Source organism: Streptomyces sp. NPDC026589 (assembly GCF_040638385.1).
Classification (GTDB): Bacteria; Actinomycetota; Actinomycetes; order Streptomycetales; family Streptomycetaceae; genus Streptomyces.
Genome location: NZ_JBEZYG010000010.1, coordinates 18360 through 42277 on the forward strand (window position 1 = coordinate 18360; position 23918 = coordinate 42277).

The 23918-nt window shown below is 68.6% G+C and carries 21 protein-coding genes and 4 tRNA genes; 20 read left to right on the forward strand and 5 right to left on the reverse strand.

The genetic code is table 11. The features are described 5' to 3' along the window. The first annotated feature begins 128 nt into the window (after positions 1-128). A tRNA-Tyr gene (locus AB0F29_RS18480) sits at positions 129-210 on the forward strand. An 87-nt stretch (positions 211-297) separates the two neighbouring features. On the opposite strand, the gene AB0F29_RS18485 is transcribed toward AB0F29_RS18480, so the two are convergent. Both AB0F29_RS18485 and AB0F29_RS18490 read right to left on the reverse strand, forming a co-directional pair. Continuing rightward, the gene (locus tag AB0F29_RS18485) at positions 298-954 is read right to left on the reverse strand and encodes an SDR family oxidoreductase (RefSeq protein ID WP_018960168.1); all 657 of its coding nucleotides are present in this window, start codon (positions 952-954) and stop codon (positions 298-300) included. A 34-nt stretch (positions 955-988) separates the two neighbouring features. Beyond that, complete coding sequence (locus AB0F29_RS18490) at positions 989-2284, reverse strand: amidohydrolase family protein (RefSeq protein WP_361873312.1); 1296 nt, start codon at positions 2282-2284, stop codon at positions 989-991. Positions 2285-2539: 255 nt separating this feature from the next. Between AB0F29_RS18490 and AB0F29_RS18495 the strand changes: the two genes are divergently transcribed. The 6 genes from AB0F29_RS18495 (at position 2540) to AB0F29_RS18520 (ending at position 5246) form a co-directional block, all read left to right on the forward strand. Beyond that, positions 2540-2612 (forward strand) — tRNA-Thr (locus tag AB0F29_RS18495). Positions 2613-2657: 45 nt separating this feature from the next. Then, positions 2658-2730: transfer RNA gene (locus AB0F29_RS18500), tRNA-Met, on the forward strand. 88 nt (positions 2731-2818) lie between these two features. Next, positions 2819-2983, forward strand: a complete 165-nt coding sequence (rpmG, locus tag AB0F29_RS18505) for a 50S ribosomal protein L33 (protein WP_003956487.1) — start codon at positions 2819-2821, stop codon at positions 2981-2983. A 122-nt stretch (positions 2984-3105) separates the two neighbouring features. Continuing rightward, positions 3106-3558: a MaoC family dehydratase N-terminal domain-containing protein gene (locus tag AB0F29_RS18510; protein ID WP_361873314.1), complete on the forward strand. Its 453-nt coding sequence runs from the start codon at positions 3106-3108 to the stop codon at positions 3556-3558. Next, positions 3558-3986, forward strand: coding sequence for a MaoC family dehydratase (locus AB0F29_RS18515; RefSeq protein ID WP_361873316.1), 429 nt, complete (start codon positions 3558-3560; stop codon positions 3984-3986). The genes AB0F29_RS18510 and AB0F29_RS18515 overlap by 1 nt, the downstream gene beginning before the upstream one ends. A 204-nt stretch (positions 3987-4190) precedes the next feature. Next, positions 4191-5246, forward strand: a complete 1056-nt coding sequence (locus tag AB0F29_RS18520; RefSeq protein WP_361873318.1) for a UDP-N-acetylmuramate dehydrogenase — start codon at positions 4191-4193, stop codon at positions 5244-5246. A gap of 46 nt (positions 5247-5292) precedes the next feature. Here the strand turns inward: AB0F29_RS18520 and AB0F29_RS18525 are convergent, their stop codons facing one another. Then, complete coding sequence (locus tag AB0F29_RS18525) at positions 5293-5928, reverse strand: NAD(P)H-binding protein (RefSeq protein WP_361873320.1); 636 nt, start codon at positions 5926-5928, stop codon at positions 5293-5295. A 96-nt stretch (positions 5929-6024) separates the two neighbouring features. Here AB0F29_RS18525 and AB0F29_RS18530 point away from each other — a divergent pair, with 96 nt between their 5' ends. Then, a complete protein-coding gene (locus AB0F29_RS18530; RefSeq protein WP_361873322.1) occupies positions 6025-6639 on the forward strand; it encodes a TetR/AcrR family transcriptional regulator in 615 nt (204 codons plus the stop codon). Here the strand turns inward: AB0F29_RS18530 and AB0F29_RS18535 are convergent. Next, on the reverse strand, positions 6632-7645 hold the full coding sequence (locus AB0F29_RS18535) for an adenosine deaminase (RefSeq protein ID WP_361873324.1): 1014 nt from the start codon (positions 7643-7645) through the stop codon (positions 6632-6634). The two genes, AB0F29_RS18530 and AB0F29_RS18535, sit on opposite strands and share 8 nt — an antisense overlap. A gap of 141 nt (positions 7646-7786) precedes the next feature. After that, a complete protein-coding gene (locus tag AB0F29_RS18540; protein ID WP_361873326.1) occupies positions 7787-9013 on the reverse strand; it encodes a pyridoxal phosphate-dependent aminotransferase in 1227 nt (408 codons plus the stop codon). A gap of 212 nt (positions 9014-9225) precedes the next feature. Between AB0F29_RS18540 and AB0F29_RS18545 the strand changes: the two genes are divergently transcribed. The 12 genes from AB0F29_RS18545 (at position 9226) to rpsG (ending at position 23901) form a co-directional block, all read left to right on the forward strand. Then, a tRNA-Trp gene (locus tag AB0F29_RS18545) sits at positions 9226-9298 on the forward strand. 106 nt (positions 9299-9404) lie between these two features. After that, the gene (secE, locus tag AB0F29_RS18550) at positions 9405-9692 is read left to right on the forward strand and encodes a preprotein translocase subunit SecE (protein WP_018960177.1); all 288 of its coding nucleotides are present in this window, start codon (positions 9405-9407) and stop codon (positions 9690-9692) included. A 73-nt stretch (positions 9693-9765) separates the two neighbouring features. After that, on the forward strand, positions 9766-10674 hold the full coding sequence (nusG, locus tag AB0F29_RS18555; protein ID WP_361873329.1) for a transcription termination/antitermination protein NusG: 909 nt from the start codon (positions 9766-9768) through the stop codon (positions 10672-10674). A gap of 177 nt (positions 10675-10851) precedes the next feature. Beyond that, on the forward strand, positions 10852-11286 hold the full coding sequence (gene rplK, locus AB0F29_RS18560) for a 50S ribosomal protein L11 (protein ID WP_073740413.1): 435 nt from the start codon (positions 10852-10854) through the stop codon (positions 11284-11286). 80 nt (positions 11287-11366) lie between these two features. Continuing rightward, a complete protein-coding gene (gene rplA / locus AB0F29_RS18565) occupies positions 11367-12089 on the forward strand; it encodes a 50S ribosomal protein L1 (protein ID WP_007445923.1) in 723 nt (240 codons plus the stop codon). Positions 12090-12259: 170 nt separating this feature from the next. Next, complete coding sequence (locus tag AB0F29_RS18570) at positions 12260-13177, forward strand: hypothetical protein (RefSeq protein ID WP_361873331.1); 918 nt, start codon at positions 12260-12262, stop codon at positions 13175-13177. A gap of 273 nt (positions 13178-13450) precedes the next feature. Further along, the gene (gene rplJ, locus AB0F29_RS18575) at positions 13451-14008 is read left to right on the forward strand and encodes a 50S ribosomal protein L10 (protein WP_007445921.1); all 558 of its coding nucleotides are present in this window, start codon (positions 13451-13453) and stop codon (positions 14006-14008) included. Between the two features lie 84 nt (positions 14009-14092). Then, complete coding sequence (gene rplL, locus AB0F29_RS18580) at positions 14093-14476, forward strand: 50S ribosomal protein L7/L12 (protein ID WP_265599883.1); 384 nt, start codon at positions 14093-14095, stop codon at positions 14474-14476. Between the two features lie 624 nt (positions 14477-15100). Next, entirely contained in the window at positions 15101-18586 is a 3486-nt protein-coding gene (rpoB, locus tag AB0F29_RS18585) for a DNA-directed RNA polymerase subunit beta (RefSeq protein ID WP_361873334.1), read from the forward strand. Between the two features lie 98 nt (positions 18587-18684). After that, positions 18685-22584 carry a DNA-directed RNA polymerase subunit beta' gene (locus AB0F29_RS18590; protein WP_361873336.1) on the forward strand — a complete coding sequence of 1300 codons (3900 nt, stop codon included), beginning with the start codon at positions 18685-18687 and terminating at the stop codon, positions 22582-22584. A gap of 472 nt (positions 22585-23056) precedes the next feature. Further along, a complete protein-coding gene (rpsL, locus tag AB0F29_RS18595) occupies positions 23057-23428 on the forward strand; it encodes a 30S ribosomal protein S12 (RefSeq protein WP_003948652.1) in 372 nt (123 codons plus the stop codon). A 2-nt stretch (positions 23429-23430) separates the two neighbouring features. Next, complete coding sequence (gene rpsG, locus AB0F29_RS18600; RefSeq protein WP_007445917.1) at positions 23431-23901, forward strand: 30S ribosomal protein S7; 471 nt, start codon at positions 23431-23433, stop codon at positions 23899-23901. Positions 23902-23918 lie beyond the last annotated feature (17 nt).

The window sequence follows — 23918 nt, forward strand, 5'->3', positions numbered from 1 at the left end:
CAGCGCAAGCCTAGCCACCGCCGCCCCCTCCGGCCGCTGATCAATCAGGTGGCGGAGCACCCCTGACCATCAGGTATCGTTTACGTCGTCGCCAAGGAACTCACCACGAGATCCAACGCGTCGTTCGAGGCGGTGTGCCCGAGTGGCCAAAGGGAGCAGACTGTAAATCTGCCGGCTCAGCCTACCCAGGTTCGAACCCTGGCGCCGCCACGCGAACGAAGCCCCCGACCGGTTCTTCCGGTCGGGGGCTTCGTCGTTGTCCGGGCGCGGAGTTCCCGCCAGGAGTCCCGCCGCTGATCAGTTGCCCGCGACGTCCTTCACGGCCACCGTCACCGGCACGTTCCCGGAGATCGCTTCGAGGGTGAGGCCCGCCGTCGCCGGGGTGTCCAGCAGCTCCAGCAGCGTGGCCGCCACGTCGTCGCGGGGGATCGGGCCGCGGCCCGTCGAGGCGGCCAGGACGACCTGCCCGGTGCCCGCGTCGTTGGTCAGCATGCCGGGGCGCAGAATCGTCCAGTCCAGCGCGGTGCGGGAGCGTACGTCGGCGTCGGCGGCGCCCTTGGCCCGCAGATACACGTCGAATACCTCGTCGCCCGGGTGGTCCGGGTCGGCGCCCATCGAGGAGACGACGAGATAGCGGCGGACGCCCGCCGCCTCGGCCGCGTCGGCGAACAGCACGGCCGCGTCGCGGTCGACGGTGTCCTTCCGGGCGACACCGCTGTTCGGCCCCGCGCCCGCGGCGAAGACCGCCGCGTCCGCTCCGCGCAGCACTTCCGCGGTCTGCTCCACGGTGGCCGATTCGAGGTCCAGCACGGCGGGTTGGGCGCCGGCTTCGGTCAGGTCCTGACTCTGTTGGGGGTTACGGATGATTCCTACGGCCTCATCCCCGCGTGCGGCGAGCAGCCGCTCCAGCCGCAGTGCGATCTGTCCGTGTCCACCTGCGATGACAATGCGCATACCACCGACCGTACGCCCGGGAACCCGGTCGCGCTCAGTTCCTCGGGCCGGCGCCGGAGTCGGGCCGCCCCTGCCGCGGGAGTCCGCCGAGCCCCGTGGCGGCGTCTCCGTCGGAGTCGCAGTACTCGCGTACGGCGCTGGTGCGGGCGACGACCCGTCCGCCGTGGACGACGATGCGGCTGTAGGCGAGGGAGAGCACCGCGGAGAGCCGTTCGCCGCGTACGGCGAGGAGTTCGGCGGGGAAGCCCGCCTCGACGCGCACGTCGGGCAGGCCGAGGGCCGCGCGGGCGGCCGTGGAGACCAGGGCGTACGCCTGTTCGGCGCGGAGCCCCGCCTGGGAGGCGAGGAGGTAGGCGGCTTCGAGCGGATCGCCGCGACCGACCGGGTTGGCCGTGTCCCGCAGCGCACCGCTGCCCGCCGCGACGCGTACGCCGGCGGAGCGCAGCAGGCGTACGGGGGCGGTCGTGCGGCGCTCCGCGCCGGCGCAGCCGCCCTGGGGCAGGCAGACCACGGTGATCCCGGCGGCGGCGAGCTGGTCGGCGGCCCGGGCCGCGGCGTCCAGGGGCAGGTGGGCCAGGCCGCCGCAGGGGCCGAGGGTGACGCCGGGGCGCAGGCCCGCGGCCATCACGGCGAGCCGTGCCAGGCGGGCGGGGTCGTCGCCGTCGGTGTGCAGGTCCACGGGGCAGCCGTGCTCGGCCGCGATCTCCAGGACGGCCTCGGTGTAGCCCGTGGGGTCCGGGTCGAGGTCGGGGCAGCCGCCGACGACGGCCGCGCCCATCTTCACCGCGTCCCGGAGCATCGCCAGGCTGTCCGCCCCGGCGATGCCGGTGAGGAGCCGGGGGACCGCGACGGGCATGACGTCGGCGAGGCCGCGCAGGGCGCGCCGGGTCCCCAGGACGGCTTCGAGCGGGGCGAGGCCCTGGACGTCGCCGACGCGGACGTGGGTGCGCAGGGCGGTGGCGCCGTGGCCGAGCTGGAGGAGGGCGGCCTCGGTGGCGCGGCGCTGGATGTCCTCGGCGCGGTGGGAGGCCGGGCCGGCGCTGTCGGGGCCCGCGCCGGCGGCGGTGAGGGCGGTGTCGCTGTGGGTGTGGGGTTCGGCAGGGGCGGGGAGCAGGAGATAGCCGCGGAGGTCGATGCGGGGGCCGCTGGCGGTGAGGCTGCCCGCGGTGCCGACGGCCTCGATCCGGCTGCCGCTCAGGCGTACGTCGACGGTTCGGCCATCGGCGAGACGGGCGCCGCCGAGGACGAGGGCGGGGCTGTCGGCGGTGGTGGCCGCGTCGGCGCTGTCGGGCGCGTTGTCGTCGGGCCGCCGTGGCTGGCTGTCAGGCATCGCGCTCCTGGGAGGGGTGCAAGATCACACGGAGTGACCACACCCTAGGGGCGCCCGGGGGCGGCGTCCGGGAGGAGCGGAATAGTCGTACCGGTGCGCCTGCGCCGGCCGCCGGCCGGGCCCGTTCCCGAGGTGGACGCGGCCTGGATCAAGGCCTGATCAGGGGGTGTGGGCGGCCCCGGACGGAGGGCCGGAAAGGGCGGCGCAAACGGATTTGGGCAACCGGCGGGGGACCGTGTAATGTCTTCCTCGCTCGCCCCAATAGCTCAGTCGGTAGAGCGTCTCCATGGTAAGGAGAAGGTCTGCGGTTCGATTCCGCATTGGGGCTCTGGTGATCGGGAACCTCCGCTTCGGCGGGGGAGCTCGTCATCAAAGCGGTGTAGCTCAGTCGGTAGAGCAAGCGGCTCATAATCGCTGTGTCACCGGTTCAAGTCCGGTCACCGCTACTAACGGTAGCCGATTGCTGGGTCGGTCCTTCGATCGGCTACCCTTTTATGCGTTCATCCGTCCACCGTCCGTCCAAGGAGCACTCACGTGGCTGCCACCGACGTCCGCCCGAAGATCACGCTGGCCTGCGTGGAGTGCAAGGAGCGGAACTACATCACCAAGAAGAACCGGCGTAACAACCCGGACCGTCTTGAGATGAAGAAGCACTGCCCGCGCTGCAACTCGCACACCGCGCACCGCGAAACGCGCTGAATCAGGCTCGTACACGAGGCCGTCCCCTCTGGGGGCGGCCTCGTGTCGTTGTAGGGGGCCGTTCCCGCAGGGGGCGTGCCCTTATTCGTCTTTCACCAGGTTTCTCAGGAGGTAGCGAGCTCATGGCGCTCGACCAGTCCTTCGTGGGGCGGACCTATCCGCCCACTCCGGCGTACGAGGTCGGCCGGGAGAAGATCCGCGAGTTCGCCGAAGCGGTGGGTGACCCCCATCCGGCGTACGTCGACGCGGAGGCCGCCCGTGCGCTCGGTCACGCCGATGTGATCGCGCCGCCCACGTTCGCCTTCTCGATCACTTACCGGGCCGCCGGAGAGGTGGTGCGGGACCCGCAGCTGGGCCTGGACTACAGCCGGGTCGTCCACGGCGACCAGAAGTTCCGTTACGTGCGTCCGGTACGGGCGGGGGACCGGCTGACGGTCACGTCCACGATCGAGGCCATCAAGTCCCTCGCCGGCAACGACATTCTGGACGTCCGCGGGGATGTGCACGACGAGGCCGGTGAACTGGTGGTCACGACGTTGATGAAGCTGGTGGCACGCGCCGCCGAGGAGGCGTGATGACGGCGAAGGTCTCTTACGGGTCGGTCGAGGTCGGTACGGAGCTGCCGGCGCGGTCGTTCCCGGTGACGCGGGCCACGCTCGTGCAGTACGCGGGCGCCTCGGGCGACTTCAACCCGATCCACTGGAACGAGAAGTTCGCGCGCGAGGTCGGGCTGCCGGATGTGATCGCGCACGGCATGTTCACGATGGCCGAGGCGATCCGGGTGGTCACGGACTGGGCCGGCGACCCGGGCGCGGTCGTCGACTACGGGGTGCGTTTCACGAAGCCGGTCGTCGTGCCCAACGACGACGAGGGCGCGCTGATCGAGGTCAGCGGCAAGGTCGCGGCGAAGCTGGACGACAACCTGGTCCGGGTGGACCTGGTCGCCCTGTGCGACGGCAAGAAGGTGCTGGGCATGTCCCGGGCCGTGGTCCGGCTCGCCTGAGACGTACCGGCGCGGTGGCCGGAGGTGAGGGGCGTTCCTCCTGCGGAGGGGCGCCCCTCACCTGTGCTCGTCGAGCCGGTGGCGCCTGACCCGCCCCGGCTGTGACCGGCGGACCCCGGCCGGGTCCGCCGGAGGCGCCCCGGCCCCCGGGACGGCCCGTGGCCCCGCACGAGCTGCGGGGGCGCGGACCGTACTCTTGTCCCCGTGCAGGAACTCCACGACGCCCCCCTCGCCCCCCTGACCACCTTCCGGCTCGGCGGCCCCGCCGCCCGGCTGCTGACCGCCACGACCGACGCCGAGGTGATCGCCGCCGTGCGCGAGGCCGACGCGAGCGGCACCCCGCTGCTGGTGATCGGCGGCGGCTCCAACCTGGTCATCGGGGACAAGGGCTTCGACGGCACCGCCCTGCGGATCGCCACCAAGGGCTTTGCGCTGTCGGGTACGTCCCTGGAGCTGGCGGCCGGCGAGGTGTGGACCGACGCCGTCGCCCGGACCGTCGAGGCGGGCCTCGCGGGCATCGAGTGCCTGGCCGGCATTCCCGGATCCGCGGGCGCGACGCCCATCCAGAACGTCGGCGCGTACGGACAGGAGGTGTCCACCACCATCACGGAGGTCGTCGCCTACGACCGGCGCACCGAGGAGACGGTGACGATTCCGAACGCCGAGTGCGCGTTCTCGTACCGTCACAGCCGCTTCAAGGCCGAACCCGACCGCTTCGTGGTGCTGCGTGTCCGATTCGAGCTCGAAGAGGCGGCCGGGCTCTCCGCGCCCCTGAAGTACCCCGAAACGGCCAGGGCCATGGGCGTCGGGCAGGGCGAACGCGTCCCGCTGACGGCCGCCCGCGAGACCGTGCTGCGGCTGCGCGCCGGCAAGGGCATGGTGCTGGACCCGGAGGACCACGACACCTGGTCGGCGGGGTCCTTCTTCACCAACCCGATCCTCGGACCGGCCGCGTTCCAGGACTTCCTCACCCGGGTCGGCGAGCGCCTCGGCCCGGACGTGGCACCTCCGGCCTTCCCCGCCGAGGACGGACGCACCAAGACCTCGGCGGCCTGGCTGATCGACCGGGCCGGATTCACCAAGGGCTACGGCACCGGCCCCGCCCGGATCTCCACCAAGCACACCCTCGCCCTCACCAACCGGGGCGCGGCCACCACCGAGGACCTGCTCGCCCTGGCCCGCGAGGTCGTCGCCGGGGTGCACGCGGCCTTCGGCGTCACCCTGGTCAACGAGCCGGTGACCGTCGGCGTCAGCCTGTAGGAGGCGTCGGCCGTAGGGGGCGTCGGCCCGCAGGAGACGTACGGGGTCAGTACGCGATGCCCACACCCTGCCGCACAGCCGCCGGTTCCACGGCCAACGCGAGCATGGCGTGTGCCACGTCGGCCCGGGAGATGGACCGGCTGCCGCGCGGCGTACCGCCCACGACCTGCCGGTAGACGCCCGTGAGCGGCCCGTCCGTGAGCCTCGGCGGCCGTACCGCGGTCCACTCCGTCGCACTGCGGGCCAACGCCGCCTCCATCCGGGCGAGATCGGCGTACAGCTCCGCCAGGACCGCGCCGACCGCCCTGCGCGTCAGCCGGTCCACCAGGGGGTCGCCCACCGGCTCCGGACCCACGGGCACCGCGCTCACCACCAGCAGCCGCCGGGCGCCCTCGGCCTCCATCGCCGTCAGGATCCGCCCGGTCAGCCGTTCGGCGACGCCGTTCGCCTTCCGGCCACGCGAGCCCAGCCCCGACAGGACCGCGTCCCGCCCCGCCACCGCCGCCCGCACCGCCGCCGGATCGTCCAGCCGGACGACAGCGTGCGGCGCCGCGCGGTCCAGCGGCTCCGGGAGCCGGTCCGGGTCGCGGACCACGACCGTCACCTCGTGGCCCGCCGCGCGTGCCTGCCCGACGATCTCCTGACCGACGCCGCCGGTCGCCCCGAACACGGTGATTCTCATAGCGCCCCCTGGTGGGTGAGTGTTCACTAACCTCTAGGGTGGGTGGCTCCCCACCCGGACGTCAAGATCTCCGGGTCACGGCCCGTTGGAGCACGCATGGACCAGAAGCCCGCCCGCGTCCGGATCGTCGACGCGGCGCACGAGCTGATGCTCTCCATCGGCCTCGCCAGGACCACCACCAAGGAGATCGCCCGGGCGGCCGGCTGCTCGGAGGCCGCGCTCTACAAGTACTTCTCCGGCAAGGAGGAGCTGTTCGTCACCGTGCTCGCGGAGCGGCTGCCCCGGCTCGGGAACCTCCTCGGAGACCTGCGCGCGGGCGAGGGCAGGGTCGAGGGCAACCTCACCGAGATCGCCCGGGTGGCCGCGCTGTTCTACGAGCAGACCTTTCCCATGGCCGCGTCCCTGTACGCCGAACCTCAGCTCAAGCGCCGTCACGAGGAGGGCGTGGGAGGGCTCGAAACCGGGCCCCACCTGCCGATCCGGCAGCTCGACGCCTATCTGCGCGCCGAGCAGGGCGCGGGCCGGGTCCGGGCCGACGCGGACACCTACGCCGCCGCCTCCCTGCTGCTGGGCGCCTGCGCCCAGCGGGCCTTCGCCTACGCCGCGTTCCCCGGCGGCACGCCCCCGCAGCCCCTGGACGAGTTCGCCGCCTCCCTGGCCCGCACGCTGCTGGGCGGGATCGGCCCCCAGGGCCTGCCCGGGATCAGCTAGCCAGCCAGTCGTCGATCCCGGAGAGCAGCTTCCCCCGTACGTCCACGGGGGCCGCCGATCCGCGCACCGACTGGCGGGCCAGCTCGGCCAGCTCCTCGTCGGTGAAGCCGTGGTGGCGGCGCACCAGCTCGTACTGGGCGGCCAGCCGGGAGCCGAACAGCAGCGGGTCGTCCGCACCCAGCGCCATCGGCACGCCCGCGTCGAACAGAGTGCGCAGGGGGACGTCGGCGGGCTTCTCGTAGACGCCGAGCGCCACATTGGACGACGGGCAGACCTCGCAGGTGACCCCGCGCTCGGCGAGCTTGCGCAGCAGCCGGGGGTCCTCGGCGGCCCGGACCCCGTGCCCGATGCGTGAGGCGTCCAGGTCGTCGAGGCAGTCGCGCACGCTGGAGGGCCCGGCGAGCTCCCCGCCGTGCGGAGCCGCCAGCAGGCCCCCCTCGCGGGCGATCGCGAAGGCCCGGTCGAAGTCGCGGGCCATTCCCCGCCGCTCGTCGTTGGAGAGCCCGAAGCCGACGACGCCCCGGTCCGCGTAGCGGACGGCGAGCCGGGCCAGGGTACGGGCGTCCAGCGGGTGCTTCATCCGGTTGGCGGCGATCACCACGCGCATGCCCAGGCCGGTGTCCCTGGCGGCGCTGTCCACGGCGTCGAGGATGATCTCGATGGCCGGGATCAGCCCGCCGAGCAGCGGGGCGTACGAGGTGGGGTCGACCTGGATCTCCAGCCAGCCGGAGCCGTCCGCGACATCCTCCTGGGCGCTCTCCCGCACCAGGCGGTGAATGTCCTCGGGGGACCGCAGACACGACCGGGCGATGTCGTAGAGCCGCTGGAAACGGAACCAGCCACGCTCGTCGGTCGCCCGCAGCTTGGGCGGTTCTCCGCCGGTCAGGGCGTCGGGGAGATGGACCCCGTACTTGTCGGCGAGTTCGAGCAGGGTGGTTGGCCGCATCGACCCGGTGAAGTGCAGGTGCAGGTGGGCCTTTGGCAACAGACGTACATCACGCTCCATTGGGAGATCCTGCCGCACGGGCGGGCCGGAGCGGTAGCCGCTTTCCCGTTCAGGGGTGCCCCTCGAACGAAAAAGCGCCCCCGGCCGGTGGAGGATTCCAGCGGCCGGGGGCGCCTTTCGTTCGAGCGGTGACGTGACCGGTCAGGCCTTGGCCTCGCCCAGCAGCTTCTGGATCCGCGAGACGCCCTCGATCAGGTCCTCGTCGCCCAGGGCGTAGGACAGGCGCAGGTAGCCCGGGGTGCCGAAGGCCTCGCCGGGCACGACGGCGACCTCGGCCTCGTCCAGGATGAGCGCGGCCAGCTCGACGGTGGTGGCCGGACGCTTGCCGCGGATCTCCTTGCCGAGCAGGTCCTTCACCGCCGGGTAGGCGTAGAAGGCCCCCTCGGGCTCCGGGCAGAACACGCCGTCGATCTCGTTGAGCATCCGTACGACGATCCCCCGGCGGCGGTCGAAGGCGGTGCGCATCTCGGCGACGGCGTCCAGTGGGCCGGAGACGGCCGCGAGCGCGGCGACCTGGGCGACGTTGGAGACGTTGGAGGTGGCGTGCGACTGGAGGTTGGTCGCGGCCTTGACCACGTCCCGCGGGCCGATGATCCAACCCACCCGCCAGCCGGTCATCGCGTACGTCTTGGCGACGCCGTTGACGACGACGCACTTGTCGCGCAGCTCGGGGACGATCGCCGGGAGCGAGGTGAAGGTGGCGTCGCCGTAGACGAGGTGCTCGTAGATCTCGTCGGTGAGCACCCACAGACCGTGCTCGACGGCCCAGCGGCCGATGGCCTCGGCGTCGGCCTCGCTGTAGACGGCGCCGGTCGGGTTGGACGGCGAGACGAACAGGACGACCTTGGTCTTCTCGGTGCGCGCGGCCTCCAGCTGCTCGACGGAGACCCGGTAGCCCGTGGTCTCGTCGGCCACGACCTCGACCGGGACACCGCCGGCGAGCCGGATCGACTCGGGGTAGGTGGTCCAGTACGGGGCGGGGACGATGACCTCGTCGCCCGGGTCGAGGATCGCGGCGAAGGCCTCGTAGATGGCCTGCTTGCCACCGTTGGTCACCAGGATCTGGCTGGCGTCGACCTCGTAGCCGGAGTCGCGCAGGGTCTTCTCCGCGATGGCGGCCTTGAGCTCGGGGAGCCCGCCGGCCGGGGTGTAGCGGTGGTACTTCGGGTTGCGGCAGGCCTCGACCGCCGCGTCGACGATGTAGTCGGGCGTCGGGAAGTCGGGCTCGCCGGCCCCGAAGCCGATCACCGGACGCCCGGCGGCCTTGAGGGCCTTGGCCTTGGCGTCGACGGCGAGGGTCGCGGACTCGGAGATCGCACCGATGCGGGCCGAAACCCGGCGCTCGGACGGTGAAGTTGCAGCGCTCATGGCCCCATGCTCCCAGACCGCGAAAGCCGTCGGCACAGGGGTTTCAGGGACCGGACAGGAGCCGGACAGCATGCGGACGGGACCGGTCGGTCGCTGTCTGTTCGACGCGGCGGCCCTGAACACGTACACTCACCTGTCGTTGGCCTTCACCAGCCGCACCGTTCCTGCACCCGGTCACCGGGAAAGATGCGGTAGGTTGGTGGAAACCACAAAGGGTCGTAGCTCAATTGGTAGAGCACTGGTCTCCAAAACCAGCGGTTGGGGGTTCAAGTCCCTCCGGCCCTGCTACACACTCCTTCGCCAGGATGTGTGCGCATGTACGTACTTCATTGCACAGCCGTGCGGCTCCACCGGGCGCGGCACGGCCACGACCCGGAATCAGGTGAGTAGCGTGACGGACGCCGTGGGCTCCATCGACATGCCTGATGCTGAGGATGAAGCTCCCGAGTCGAAGAAGAAGACTCGGAAGGGCGGCAAGCGCGGCAAGAAGGGCCCTCTGGGTCGGCTCGCGCTGTTCTACCGCCAGATCGTCGCGGAACTCCGTAAGGTTGTCTGGCCCACCCGTAGCCAGCTGACGACGTACACCTCCGTGGTGATCGTGTTCGTCGTCGTCATGATCGGTCTTGTTACCGTTCTCGACATGGGCTTCGCCCGGGTCATCAAGTACGTCTTCGGCTGATCTCGCGGAAGGCGTCCGACCCGGCCCCCCTTTCGCACGTTCCACCCTTTGTATCCAGGAAGAAGCAGCCATCGTGTCTGACCCGAACCTGAACGACGCCGTCGAGCCCGAGGCTGGCGCCTTCGAGTCCGCCAAGGACGAGCTCGACATCGTTGAGGCTGCTGACTCCGTGGACCCGGACCAGGCCGAGGCCGCCGACCTCGTCGCGGGCGAGCCCGCCGAGCAGGCCGCCGTGAACGTGGAAGCGCAGGAGTCCGACGAGGACGACGCCGCCGAGACGGACGAGGCCGCTGAGGACGAGGCCGCTGAAAACGAGGCCGACGACGAGAGCGCCGACGAGGAAGAGGCCGAGCCGGCCGCCCCCGTCGACCCCGTCGCCGCCCTGCGCGAAGAGCTCCGCACGCTCCCCGGCGAGTGGTACGTCATCCACACGTACGCCGGTTACGAGAAGCGCGTGAAGGCCAACCTGGAGCAGCGCGCCGTCTCGCTGAACGTGGAGGAGTTCGTCTATCAGGCCGAGGTGCCTGAAGAGGAAATCGTCCAGATCAAGAACGGCGAGCGCAAGAACGTCCGGCAGAACAAGCTCCCCGGCTACGTGCTGGTGCGCATGGACCTGACGAACGAGTCCTGGGGCGTCGTGCGGAACACGCCGGGCGTCACCGGCTTCGTGGGCAACGCCTACGACCCGTACCCGCTGACCCTGGACGAGATCGTCAAGATGCTCGCCCCGGAGGCCGAGGAGAAGGCCGCCCGCGAGGCCGCCGAGGCCGAGGGCAAGCCGGCTCCGTCCCGCAAGGTCGAGGTCCAGGTGCTGGACTTCGAGGTCGGCGACTCGGTCACCGTCACGGACGGTCCGTTCGCCACGCTGCAGGCCACGATCAACGAGATCAACGCCGACTCGAAGAAGGTCAAGGGCCTCGTCGAGATCTTCGGCCGCGAGACCCCGGTCGAGCTCAGCTTCGACCAGATCCAGAAGAACTAGCTCTTCCCGCCAGGTTTCTGGACACATGCCTACCCAGCAGGTCAGAGGGGCTTCGCAGCCGCTCTGACCTGCTGGGTTTTTGGTCGCGCAGCTATACCCGTTATCGTTGTGCGGTATGCCTCCATCCGGATGACCGGAATCGGCGGCGAAACACTCTCATAGGACCCGGAGAGAGCAATGCCTCCCAAGAAGAAGAAGATCACGGGGCTTATCAAGCTTCAGATCAACGCCGGTGCGGCGAACCCGGCCCCGCCGGTCGGCCCCGCGCTCGGTCAGCACGGCGTCAACATCATGGAGTTCTGCAAGGCCTACAACGCCGCGACCGAGTCGCAGCGTGGCATGGTCGTGCCGGTGGAGATCACGGTCTACGACGACCGTTCCTTCACCTTCATCACGAAGACTCCGCCGGCCGCCAAGCTGATCCTCAAGGCCGCGGGTGTGGACAAGGGCTCCGGCGAGCCGCACAAGACCAAGGTCGCCAAGCTGACGGCCGCCCAGGTCCGCGAGATCGCCACGACGAAGCTCCCCGACCTGAACGCCAATGACCTCGACGCCGCGTCGAAGATCATTGCCGGCACCGCCCGTTCCATGGGCATCACGGTCGAAGGCTGATTCAGCCCCGTAATCCCCAGTGGTAGGACCAAGCGCTGGTCCGCACCACGACTCCACACTCTGAAACCACAGGAGTAGAAGTGAAGCGCAGCAAGAACCTCCGCGCTGCGGACGCCAAGATCGACCGGGAGCGCAACTACGCCCCGCTCGAGGCCGTCCGTATCGCCAAGGACACCGCCTCCACGAAGTTCGACAGCACCGTCGAGGTCGCCTTTGCCCTGGGTGTCGACCCGCGCAAGGCCGACCAGATGGTCCGTGGCACCGTGAACCTCCCGCACGGCACCGGCAAGACCGCCCGGGTCCTGGTCTTCGCGACCGGTGACCGTGCTGCGGCCGCGGAAGCCGCTGGAGCCGACATCGTCGGCGCCGACGAGCTCATCGACGAGGTGGCGAAGGGCCGTCTGGACTTCGACGCCGTCGTCGCGACCCCGGACCTCATGGGCAAGGTCGGCCGCCTGGGCCGCGTGCTCGGTCCGCGTGGTCTGATGCCGAACCCGAAGACCGGCACCGTCACCCCCGACGTCGTGAAGGCTGTCAACGACATCAAGGGCGGCAAGATCGAGTTCCGCGTCGACAAGCACTCGAACCTGCACTTCATCATCGGCAAGACCTCGTTCGACGAGACCAAGCTGGTGGAGAACTACGCAGCGGCGCTGGACGAGATCCTCCGTCTGAAGCCGTCCGCCGCCAAGGGCCGCTACATCAAGAAGGCCACCCTGGCCACCACGATGGGCCCCGGCATCCCGCTGGACGCCAACCGCACCCGCAACCTCCTCGTCGAGGAGGACCCGGCCTCCGTCTGAGCTTTCCATGCTCACCCGGTAGCCGCGTCGTACGCGTGCACTGTGTGAACGGGCCCCGCAACCTTTCGAGGTGCGGGGCCCGTCCTCGTATCCGTAAGGAGTCATGTCTGTCAGTGCCCTGTGCCAGTGTTGTGCGGGAACGACGGACGATACGAGGGGTGGACGGGTACATGAGGACGAGCACGGCACGACGCATGGGCACGGCTCTGGCCGCCGCGGCGGCACTGACGTCGATAGCGGCCTGCAGTGGCTCCGACGGCTCGAAGGGCTCTGGCGGTGCCGGAGAGGGCAAGGCGGGCGCCGTCTCCAAGGCGAGCCCCGTGGCCGCTCTGAAGCAGGTGCAGCAGAAGACCGGAGGCGCCCAGTCGGCGAAGGTCGAGGGCACCGCGGAGATAGGCAGCGTCATGTCCATGAAGCAGTCCGGGGCCATCGGCTGGGCCGACGGGCTCTCGGGCGAGCTGGCCATCACGTACACCGGCGGCACCATGGGCGACGCCCTGAAGCAGACCGGTGGCGACGGAAAGATCCAGGCGCGCTACTTCAAGGACGAGTACTACGCCAACATGGGCGACGCCATGGCGGCCAACACCGGCGGGAAGCACTGGATCCGCTACTCCTACAAGGACCTCGCCGAGCTGGGCGGCGCCTCCGGCGACGTCATGAAGGACCAGATCCAGAACAGCACGCCCGAGCAGGGCGTGAAGGCGCTCCTGGCCTCCGGCGACGTGAAGAAGGTCGGCCAGGAGGACGTCCGCGGGGTTCCCGCGACGCACTACTCCGGCACGGTCGACGTGGCCGACCTGACCGCGAAGAACAGCGACCTGGACGCGAAGCAGCTGGCCGCGTTCAAGGAGCAGCTCGCCCTGGCCGGGGTGACCACCCAGACCGTCGACATCTGGGTCGACAAGAACGACCTGCTGGTGAAGAAGACCGAGCGCGGCGAGATGAAGACCGGCGCGTTCAACTCGACGTTCTTCTACAGCGACTACGGCACCGAGGTCCCCTCCGAGAGGCCGTCGGCCTCGGACACCGTGGACTTCAAGGAGATGCTGAAGCAGCCAGGCGCTACCCCGGGCGGCACCGCCTGACACCTCCCGCAAGGGACGGACGAGGACGGATTTGCTCGTCCCGCATCCGGTCGCGTACTCTCACCAAGAAGCCAAAGACCGCTGGTCGTCGCTGTGCCTCGTCAGAGGGACGGTGACCGAAGGTTCCGCTAGATCGGACGACCTGCGCAGGTGACTGTGGAACGCTCCCGGACTCTGTTCGGTCGAGCTGCGCCCTGGCACTTGTGCTGGGGCGTTTCGTCTTTCCCGGCCCCTTCTGAGCGGTCCTCATCACCCGGAAGGAGGCCGACGCTCATGGCAAGGCCCGACAAGGCTGCCGCGGTAGCCGAGCTGACGGACCAGTTCCGCAGCTCGAACGCCGCCGTGCTGACCGAGTACCGGGGTCTCACCGTGGCACAGCTCAAGGAGCTGCGCCGTTCGCTCGGTGAGAACGCCCAGTACGCCGTGGTGAAGAACACGCTGACCAAGATTGCGGCCAACGAGGCCGGGATCGACACGCTGGACGACCTGTTCTCGGGTCCGACGGCGGTTGCCTTCGTCACCGGTGACCCGGTGGAGTCGGCGAAGGGTCTTCGTGACTTCGCCAAGGACAACCCCAACCTCATCATCAAGGGCGGTGTCCTTGACGGTAAGGCGCTGTCCGCCGATGAGATCAAGAAGCTCGCGGACCTCGAGTCCCGCGAGGTTCTGCTCTCCAAGCTGGCCGGTGCCTTCAAGGGCAAGCAGACTCAGGCTGCGCAGCTCTTCCAGGCACTGCCGTCGAAGTTCGTCCGCACCGCGGAAGCGCTTCGCGCCAAGAAGGAAGAGCAGGGCGGTGCCGGTACTCCGGCTCCCGCCGAGGCCGCCGAGTAATTTCGCTCAGCGGTCCAGCGGGCTCCACGTACGCCCGCCGACATATACATCCGGCACCTGCCGAATAGTGGAAGGACGCCTATCATGGCGAAGCTGTCCCAGGACGACCTGCTCGCGCAGTTCGAAGGCATGACCCTCATCGAGCTCTCCGAGTTCGTCAAGGCCTTCGAGGAGAAGTTCGACGTCACCGCCGCCGCGGCCGTCGCCGTCGCCGGCCCCGCCGCTGGTGGCGCCCCGGCCGAGGCCGAGGCCGAGCAGGACGAGTTCGACGTCATCCTCACCGGTGCCGGCGAGAAGAAGATCCAGGTCATCAAGACCGTCCGTGAGCTCACCTCGCTCGGTCTCAAGGAAGCCAAGGACCTCGTCGACGGCACCCCGAAGCCGGTCCTCGAGAAGGTCGCCAAGGACGTCGCGGAGAAGGCTGCCGAGTCCCTCAAGGCCGCCGGCGCTTCCGTCGAGGTCAAGTAACACCTCGGGAGTCCTCCGGACTCCCTGGGCACCTCAGGTGCCCGCGCCAAGGGCGATCACCCATTCGGGTGGTCGCCCTTCGGCGTGCCCGTGGCGGGTGCCTTGCTCTTCCGCCGACGACGAGTAGGGTGATCTTCGCCGTGCGCCTCTCGCGGGCCCCTCAGGGGCGTCCTGCGGGCATCCCGGGGGTGGCCGGTGAAGGCTCCCGGAGGTCCGATCGGACCGGCGGGCCTTGACGAACCGGACGCGGCGCGCAATTCTCAGGACGCGTCATCACTTCGATCCGTATCCGAGGCATGGATCGAGAGTGAAGAGGGCAGTAAAGAAGAGCGCACCCCGCGCGAGGACTAGGGCTAGACATAGGTGTTGAGAACAGCTGTTGAGAGCAACGTGGGTCTCTGAGAACCCCGACTGGACATCAGTGTGCCGCTTGGCTACACTGACCCTTTGCGCTGCCTGTTAGCTGCCTCCTGCCCGTCACCAGGGGCATGCCCACGCTGAAGCACCGATGGCCGACCCCCTCCGACCTGGTCGTTTTACGACCGATTCGGAACGGTTTGTCTCTGTGGCCAGAGTGGGACCGGTACGCGCGTAGTGAGTCCGAGCCCTCGGAAGGACCCCCTCTTGGCCGCCTCGCGCAACGCCTCGACCGCGAATACGAACAACGGTGCCAGCACCGCCCCGCTGCGCATCTCTTTTGCAAAGATCAAGGAGCCCCTCGAGGTTCCGAACCTCCTCGCGCTGCAGACCGAGAGCTTTGACTGGCTCCTGGGCAACGCCGCCTGGAAGGCTCGCGTCGAGGCTGCTCTGGACAGTGGACAAGACGTCCCCACCAAGTCCGGCCTGGAGGAGATCTTCGAGGAGATCTCACCGATCGAGGACTTCTCCGGGTCGATGTCGCTTACGTTCCGCGACCACCGCTTCGAGCCCCCGAAGAACTCGATCGACGAGTGCAAGGAGCGCGACTTCACGTTCGCCGCGCCGCTCTTCGTCACGGCCGAGTTCACCAACAACGAGACCGGCGAGATCAAGTCCCAGACGGTCTTCATGGGCGACTTCCCGCTCATGACCAACAAGGGCACCTTCGTCATCAACGGCACCGAGCGTGTCGTCGTGTCGCAGCTGGTCCGCTCGCCGGGTGTCTACTTCGACTCCTCGATCGACAAGACGTCCGACAAGGACATCTTCTCCGCCAAGATCATCCCTTCCCGGGGTGCCTGGCTGGAGATGGAGATCGACAAGCGCGACATGGTCGGTGTCCGCATCGACCGCAAGCGCAAGCAGTCCGTCACCGTCCTCCTGAAGGCGCTCGGCTGGAGCACCGAGCAGATCCTGGAGGAGTTCGGCGAGTACGAGTCGATGCGCGCCACCCTGGAGAAGGACCACACCCAGGGCCAGGACGACGCACTGCTCGACATCTACCGCAAGCTGCGTCCGGGCGAGCCGCCGACGCGCGAGGCCGCTCAGACGCTGCTCGAGAACCTCTACTTCAACCCGAAGCGCTACGACCTCGCGAAGGTCGGCCGCTACAAGGTGAACAAGAAGCTCGGCGCCGATGAGCCGCTGGACGCCGGGGTGCTCACCTCGGACGACGTCATCGCGACCATCAAGTACCTGGTCAAGCTGCACGCCGGTGAGACCGAGACGACCGGTGAGTCCGGCCGGGAGATCGTCGTCGAGACCGACGACATCGACCACTTCGGCAACCGTCGTCTGCGTAACGTCGGCGAGCTCATCCAGAACCAGGTCCGTACGGGCCTGGCGCGGATGGAGCGCGTCGTGCGTGAGCGCATGACCACGCAGGACGTCGAGGCGATCACGCCGCAGACCCTGATCAACATCCGGCCGGTCGTCGCCTCCATCAAGGAGTTCTTCGGCACCAGCCAGCTGTCGCAGTTCATGGACCAGAACAACCCGCTGTCGGGTCTCACCCACAAGCGCCGCCTGTCGGCTCTTGGCCCGGGTGGTCTCTCCCGTGAGCGGGCCGGCTTCGAGGTCCGAGACGTGCACCCGTCCCACTACGGACGCATGTGCCCGATCGAGACCCCCGAAGGTCCGAACATCGGTCTGATCGGTTCGCTCGCCTCGTACGGCCGCGTCAACGCGTTCGGCTTCATCGAGACGCCGTACCGCAAGGTGGTCGACGGTCAGGTCACCGATGACGTCGACTACATCACGGCCGACGAGGAGGACCGCTACGTCATCGCCCAGGCGAACGCGACCCTCTCCGAGGAGCTGCGCTTCACCGAGCCTCGCGTCCTGGTCCGCCGCCGTGGCGGGGAGGTCGACTACGTGCCCGGCACGGAGGTCGACTACATGGACGTCTCGCCGCGCCAGATGGTGTCCGTCGCCACCGCGATGATCCCCTTCCTGGAGCACGACGACGCCAACCGTGCCCTCATGGGCGCGAACATGATGCGTCAGGCGGTGCCGCTCATCAAGTCGGAGGCGCCGCTCGTCGGCACCGGCATGGAGTACCGCTGCGCCACCGACGCCGGTGACGTCCTCAAGGCGGAGAAGGACGGTGTGGTCCAGGAGGTCTCCGCGGACTACATCACCGTCACGAACGACGACGGCACGTACACCACGTACCGCATCGCCAAGTTCATGCGCTCCAACCAGGGCACCTCGGTCAACCAGAAGGTCGTCGTCTCCGAGGGCGACCGGATCGTGGCCGACCAGGTGCTCGCCGACGGACCGGCCACCGAGAACGGTGAGATGGCCCTCGGCAAGAACCTGCTCGTGGCGTTCATGCCGTGGGAGGGTCACAACTACGAGGACGCGATCATCCTGTCGCAGCGCCTCGTGCAGGACGACGTCCTCTCCTCGATCCACATCGAGGAGCACGAGGTCGACGCCCGTGACACCAAGCTCGGCCCGGAGGAGATCACCCGGGACATCCCGAACGTCTCCGAAGAGGTCCTCGCCGACCTCGACGAGCGCGGCATCATCCGGATCGGTGCCGAGGTCGTCGCCGGCGACATCCTCGTCGGCAAGGTCACGCCCAAGGGCGAGACCGAGCTGACCCCCGAGGAGCGCCTGCTCCGCGCGATCTTCGGCGAGAAGGCGCGCGAGGTGCGCGACACCTCGCTGAAGGTGCCGCACGGTGAGATCGGCAAGGTCATCGGCGTCCGCGTCTTCGACCGCGAAGAGGGCGACGAGCTGCCGCCGGGCGTGAACCAGCTGGTCCGCGTCTACGTCGCGCAGAAGCGCAAGATCACCGATGGTGACAAGCTCGCCGGCCGTCACGGCAACAAGGGCGTCATCTCCAAGATCCTGCCGATCGAGGACATGCCGTTCCTGGAGGACGGCACCCCGGTCGACATCATCCTCAACCCGCTGGGTGTCCCGTCCCGAATGAACCCGGGACAGGTCCTGGAGATCCACCTCGGCTGGCTCGCCAGCCGCGGCTGGGACGTCTCCGGCCTCGGTGACGAGTGGGCCCAGCGCCTGCGGGACATCGGCGCCGACCAGGTCGCCCCCGGCACCAACGTCGCCACGCCCGTCTTCGACGGTGCGCGCGAGGACGAGATCACCGGCCTCTTCCAGGCCACGATCCCCAACCGCGACGGCGACCGCCTGGTCCAGCCCTCCGGAAAGGCCCAGCTCTACGACGGCCGCTCCGGCGAGCCGTTCCCGGAGCCGGTCTCGGTCGGGTTCATGTACATCCTCAAGCTGCACCACCTGGTCGACGACAAGCTGCACGCGCGTTCGACCGGCCCGTACTCCATGATCACCCAGCAGCCGCTGGGTGGTAAGGCACAGTTCGGTGGTCAGCGCTTCGGTGAGATGGAGGTGTGGGCCCTTGAGGCCTACGGCGCCGCATACGCCCTCCAGGAGCTCCTGACGATCAAGTCCGACGACGTGACCGGCCGCGTGAAGGTCTACGAGGCCATCGTCAAGGGCGAGAACATCCCCGAGCCCGGCATTCCCGAGTCCTTCAAGGTGCTCATCAAGGAAATGCAGTCGCTCTGCCTCAACGTGGAGGTGCTGTCCTCGGACGGCATGTCCATCGAGATGCGCGACACGGACGAGGACGTCTTCCGCGCGGCGGAGGAACTCGGTATCGACCTGTCCCGGCGCGAGCCGAGCAGCGTCGAAGAGGTCTGACGGGCCGGCCGGCCGCCTCATCCCGAGGCGGCCGGCCCTCCCCGGACCCGTTCAGACCATTGATTTTGACGAGACCCCGAAAGAGGGATTGACGACAAGTGCTCGACGTCAACTTCTTCGACGAGCTGCGGATCGGCCTTGCCACCGCGGACGACATCCGGACCTGGTCGCACGGCGAAGTGAAGAAGCCGGAGACCATCAACTACCGCACGCTCAAGCCCGAGAAGGACGGACTCTTCTGCGAGAAGATCTTCGGTCCGACCCGGGACTGGGAGTGCTACTGCGGCAAGTACAAGCGTGTCCGCTTCAAGGGCATCATCTGTGAGCGCTGCGGCGTCGAGGTCACTCGCGCCAAGGTGCGTCGTGAGCGGATGGGCCACATCGAGCTTGCCGCTCCCGTCACCCACATCTGGTACTTCAAGGGCGTTCCCTCGCGCCTCGGATACCTGCTGGACCTCGCGCCGAAGGACCTGGAAAAGGTCATCTACTTCGCCGCGTACATGATCACGTTCGTGGACGAGGAGCGTCGTACCCGCGACCTGCCGTCCCTGGAGGCGCACGTCTCCGTCGAGCGCCAGCAGACCGAGAACCGCCGTGACTCCGACCTGGAGGCCCGCGCCAAGAAGCTCGAGACCGACCTGGCCGAGCTGGAGGCCGAGGGCGCCAAGGCGGACGTGCGCCGCAAGGTGCGCGAAGGCGCCGAGCGTGAGATGAAGCAGCTGCGCGACCGTGCGCAGCGCGAGATCGACCGCCTCGACGAGGTGTGGAGCCGCTTCAAGAACCTCAAGGTCCAGGACCTGGAGGGCGACGAGCTGCTCTACCGCGAGCTGCGTGACCGCTTCGGCACGTACTTCGACGGCTGCATGGGCGCCGCGGCGCTCCAGAAGCGCCTGGAGTCCTTCGACCTCGACGAGGAGGCCGAGCGCCTCCGCGAGATCATCCGTACCGGCAAGGGCCAGAAGAAGACCCGTGCGCTCAAGCGCCTCAAGGTCGTCTCCGCGTTCCTGCAGACCAGCAACAAGCCCAAGGGCATGGTGCTCGACTGCGTGCCGGTCATCCCGCCGGACCTGCGTCCGATGGTGCAGCTGGACGGTGGCCGCTTCGCGACCTCCGACCTGAACGACCTGTACCGCCGTGTGATCAACCGCAACAACCGCCTCAAGCGTCTCCTCGACCTCGGCGCCCCCGAGATCATCGTGAACAACGAGAAGCGGATGCTGCAGGAGGCCGTCGACGCGCTGTTCGACAACGGCCGCCGCGGTCGCCCGGTCACCGGTCCCGGCAACCGGCCCCTGAAGTCCCTGAGCGACATGCTCAAGGGCAAGCAGGGTCGTTTCCGTCAGAACCTCCTCGGCAAGCGCGTGGACTACTCCGCGCGTTCCGTGATCGTCGTCGGTCCGCAGCTCAAGCTGCACCAGTGCGGTCTGCCGAAGGCGATGGCGCTGGAGCTCTTCAAGCCGTTCGTGATGAAGCGCCTGGTGGACCTGAACCACGCGCAGAACATCAAGTCGGCCAAGCGCATGGTCGAGCGTGGCCGCACCGTCGTGTACGACGTCCTCGAAGAGGTCATCGCCGAGCACCCGGTGCTGCTGAACCGTGCGCCCACCCTGCACCGCCTGGGCATCCAGGCCTTCGAGCCGCAGCTGGTCGAGGGCAAGGCCATCCAGATCCACCCGCTCGTCTGCACCGCGTTCAACGCGGACTTCGACGGTGACCAGATGGCCGTGCACCTGCCGCTCTCCGCGGAGGCGCAGGCCGAGGCCCGCATCCTGATGCTGTCCTCGAACAACATCCTGAAGCCGGCCGACGGTCGTCCCGTCACCATGCCGACCCAGGACATGGTGCTGGGTCTCTTCTTCCTCACCACGGACGAAGAGGGCCGCAACGTCAAGGGCACGGACCGCGCGTTCGGCTCCACGGCCGAGGCCACCATGGCCTTCGACGCCCGCGAGCTGTCGCTCCAGGCGAAGGTCGACATCCGCTTCCCGGTCGGCACCATGCCGCCGCGTGGCTGGGTGCCGCCGGTCGCCGAGGAGGGTGAGCCGGAGTACCAGCCCGGCGACACCTTCCGGCTGCGGACCAGCCTGGGCCGCGCGCTCTTCAACGAGCTGCTGCCCGAGGACTACCCGTTCGTCGACTACTCGGTGGGCAAGAAGCAGCTCTCCGAGATCGTCAACGACCTGGCCGAGCGCTACCCCAAGGTCATCGTGGCGGCGACGCTCGACAACCTGAAGGCGGCGGGCTTCCACTGGGCGACCCGTTCGGGCGTCACCGTGGCCGTCTCCGACATCGTCGTGCCCGAGGCCAAGAAGGCCATCGTCAGGGGCTACGAGGAGCAGGACGAGAAGGTCCAGAAGCAGTACGAGCGCGGTCTCATCACCAAGGACGAGCGCACGCAGGAGCTCATCGCGATCTGGACCAAGGCGACCAACGAGGTTGCCGAGGCGATGAACGCGAACTTCCCGAAGACGAACCCCATCTTCATGATGGTCGACTCGGGCGCCCGAGGAAACATGATGCAGATGCGTCAGATCGCGGGTATGCGTGGTCTGGTGTCGAACGCCAAGAACGAGACGATCCCCCGTCCCATCAAGGCGTCCTTCCGCGAGGGTCTCACCGTTCTGGAGTACTTCATCTCCACGCACGGTGCCCGTAAGGGTCTGGCGGACACCGCCCTGCGTACCGCCGACTCGGGTTACCTGACCCGTCGTCTGGTGGACGTCTCGCAGGACGTGATCATTCGCGAGGAGGACTGCGGCACCGACCGCGGCCTCAAGCTGAAGATCGCGGTCAAGGGCGCCGACGGCGTGCTCCGCAAGACGGAGGACGTCGAGACCTCGGTCTACGCCCGCATGCTCGCCGAGGACGTCGTCATCGACGGCAAGGTCATCGCGCCTGCCAACGTCGACCTCGGTGACGTCCTGATCGACGCCCTGGTGGGCGCCGGCGTCGAGGAGGTCAAGACCCGCTCGGTCCTGACCTGTGAGTCCGCGGTCGGCACCTGTGCCTTCTGCTACGGACGCTCGCTCGCCACCGGCAAGCTGGTCGACATCGGTGAGGCGGTCGGCATCATCGCCGCCCAGTCCATCGGCGAGCCCGGCACCCAGCTGACGATGCGTACCTTCCACACCGGTGGTGTGGCCGGTGACGACATCACCCAGGGTCTGCCCCGAGTCGTCGAGCTCTTCGAAGCCCGTACGCCCAAGGGTGTCGCCCCGATCTCCGAGGCCAAGGGCCGCGTGCGGATCGAGGAGACCGAGAAGACCAAGAAGCTCGTCGTCACCCCGGACGACGGCAGCGACGAGACGCCGTTCCCGATCTCGAAGCGTGCCCGTCTGCTCGTGGGCGAGGGCGACCCGGTCGAGGTGGGCCAGAAGCTCACCGTCGGTGCGACCAACCCGCACGACGTGCTGCGCATCCTCGGCCAGCGTGCGGTCCAGGTCCACCTGGTCGGCGAAGTCCAGAAGGTCTACAACTCGCAGGGCGTGTCGATCCACGACAAGCACATCGAGATCATCATCCGGCAGATGCTCCGCCGCGTGACGATCATCGAGTCCGGCGACGCGGAGCTGCTTCCGGGCGAGCTGGTCGAGCGGTCGAAGTTCGAGACCGAGAACCGTCGTGTGGTCACCGAGGGCGGTCACCCCGCCTCCGGCCGTCCGCAGCTGATGGGTATCACCAAGGCCTCGCTCGCCACCGAGTCGTGGCTGTCGGCGGCGTCCTTCCAGGAGACGACCAGGGTCCTCACCGACGCGGCGATCAACGCCAAGTCGGACTCCCTGATCGGCCTCAAGGAGAACGTCATCATCGGTAAGCTCATCCCGGCCGGTACGGGTCTGTCCCGCTACCGCAACATCCGGGTCGAGCCGACCGAGGAGGCCAAGGCCGCGATGTACTCGGCCGTCGGCTACGACGACATCGACTACTCGCCGTTCGGCACCGGCTCCGGCCAGGCCGTCCCGCTGGAGGACTACGACTACGGTCCGTACAACCAGTAGGCGAGTGCTTGCCGCTTGAAACGACCGGAGGGCGGTCACCCCGTGACATACGGGGTGACCGCCCTCCGGCGTGTGCGGGGCGGGGCTTTGCCGGGCCCTGAGTGGCCCTGGGGGGCCCGGACGCGGCCGGGTGGCGGGCGGTGGGCCTTCCGGGGCGCGGACCTGCGCGTACGGGCGGACGCGGGTGGTCTTCGCCTTCGGCCGGAGGGCTCCGACGCCCCGGCGTGTCGGCGTGGACAGCATTTGTTTTGACCCAGCTCCGTGAGGTAGGTACGCTCAAGCCTTGTGCCTGGGGTGTGCCTGGGCTCGGGTGCGTGTCCTCAACCGCATCGCGAGTCCGTCAGTAGCCACCGCAATCTGTGCCGACGAACGCCCTGGGGGCGGAAGTCCGCAGTATTCGACACACCCGACCGCGTGGGTCGGCGATGTTCCAGGTTAGTTTCACGAACGGCACACAGAAACCGGAGAAGTAGTGCCTACGATCCAGCAGCTGGTCCGGAAGGGCCGGCAGGACAAGGTCGAGAAGAACAAGACGCCCGCGCTCGAGGGCTCGCCCCAGCGGCGTGGCGTCTGCACGCGTGTGTTCACGACCACCCCGAAGAAGCCGAACTCGGCGCTCCGTAAGGTCGCGCGTGTGCGTCTGACCTCCGGCATCGAGGTCACGGCCTACATCCCGGGTGAGGGACACAACCTGCAGGAGCACTCCATCGTGCTCGTGCGTGGTGGCCGTGTGAAGGACCTGCCGGGTGTTCGTTACAAGATCATCCGCGGCTCCCTTGACACCCAGGGTGTCAAGAACCGCAAGCAGGCCCGCAGCCGCTACGGCGCCAAGAAGGAGAAGTAAGAATGCCTCGTAAGGGCCCCGCCCCGAAGCGCCCGGTCATCATCGACCCGGTCTACAGCTCTCCTCTTGTCACCTCGCTGATCAACAAGATCCTCCTCGACGGCAAGCGTTCCACCGCCGAGCGGATCGTGTACGGCGCCATGGAAGGCCTCCGCGAGAAGACCGGCAACGACCCGGTCATCACGCTGAAGCGCGCGCTTGAGAACGTCAAGCCCTCGCTCGAGGTCAAGTCCCGCCGTGTCGGTGGCGCCACCTACCAGGTGCCGATCGAGGTCAAGCCCGGTCGCGCCTCCACCCTCGCTCTGCGCTGGCTCGTCGGTTACTCCCGCGCCCGCCGCGAGAAGACCATGACCGAACGCCTCATGAACGAGCTGCTCGACGCCTCCAACGGCCTCGGCGCTGCGGTCAAGAAGCGTGAGGACACCCACAAGATGGCCGAGTCCAACAAGGCCTTCGCGCACTACCGCTGGTAGTCGCTACCCCCATCGAG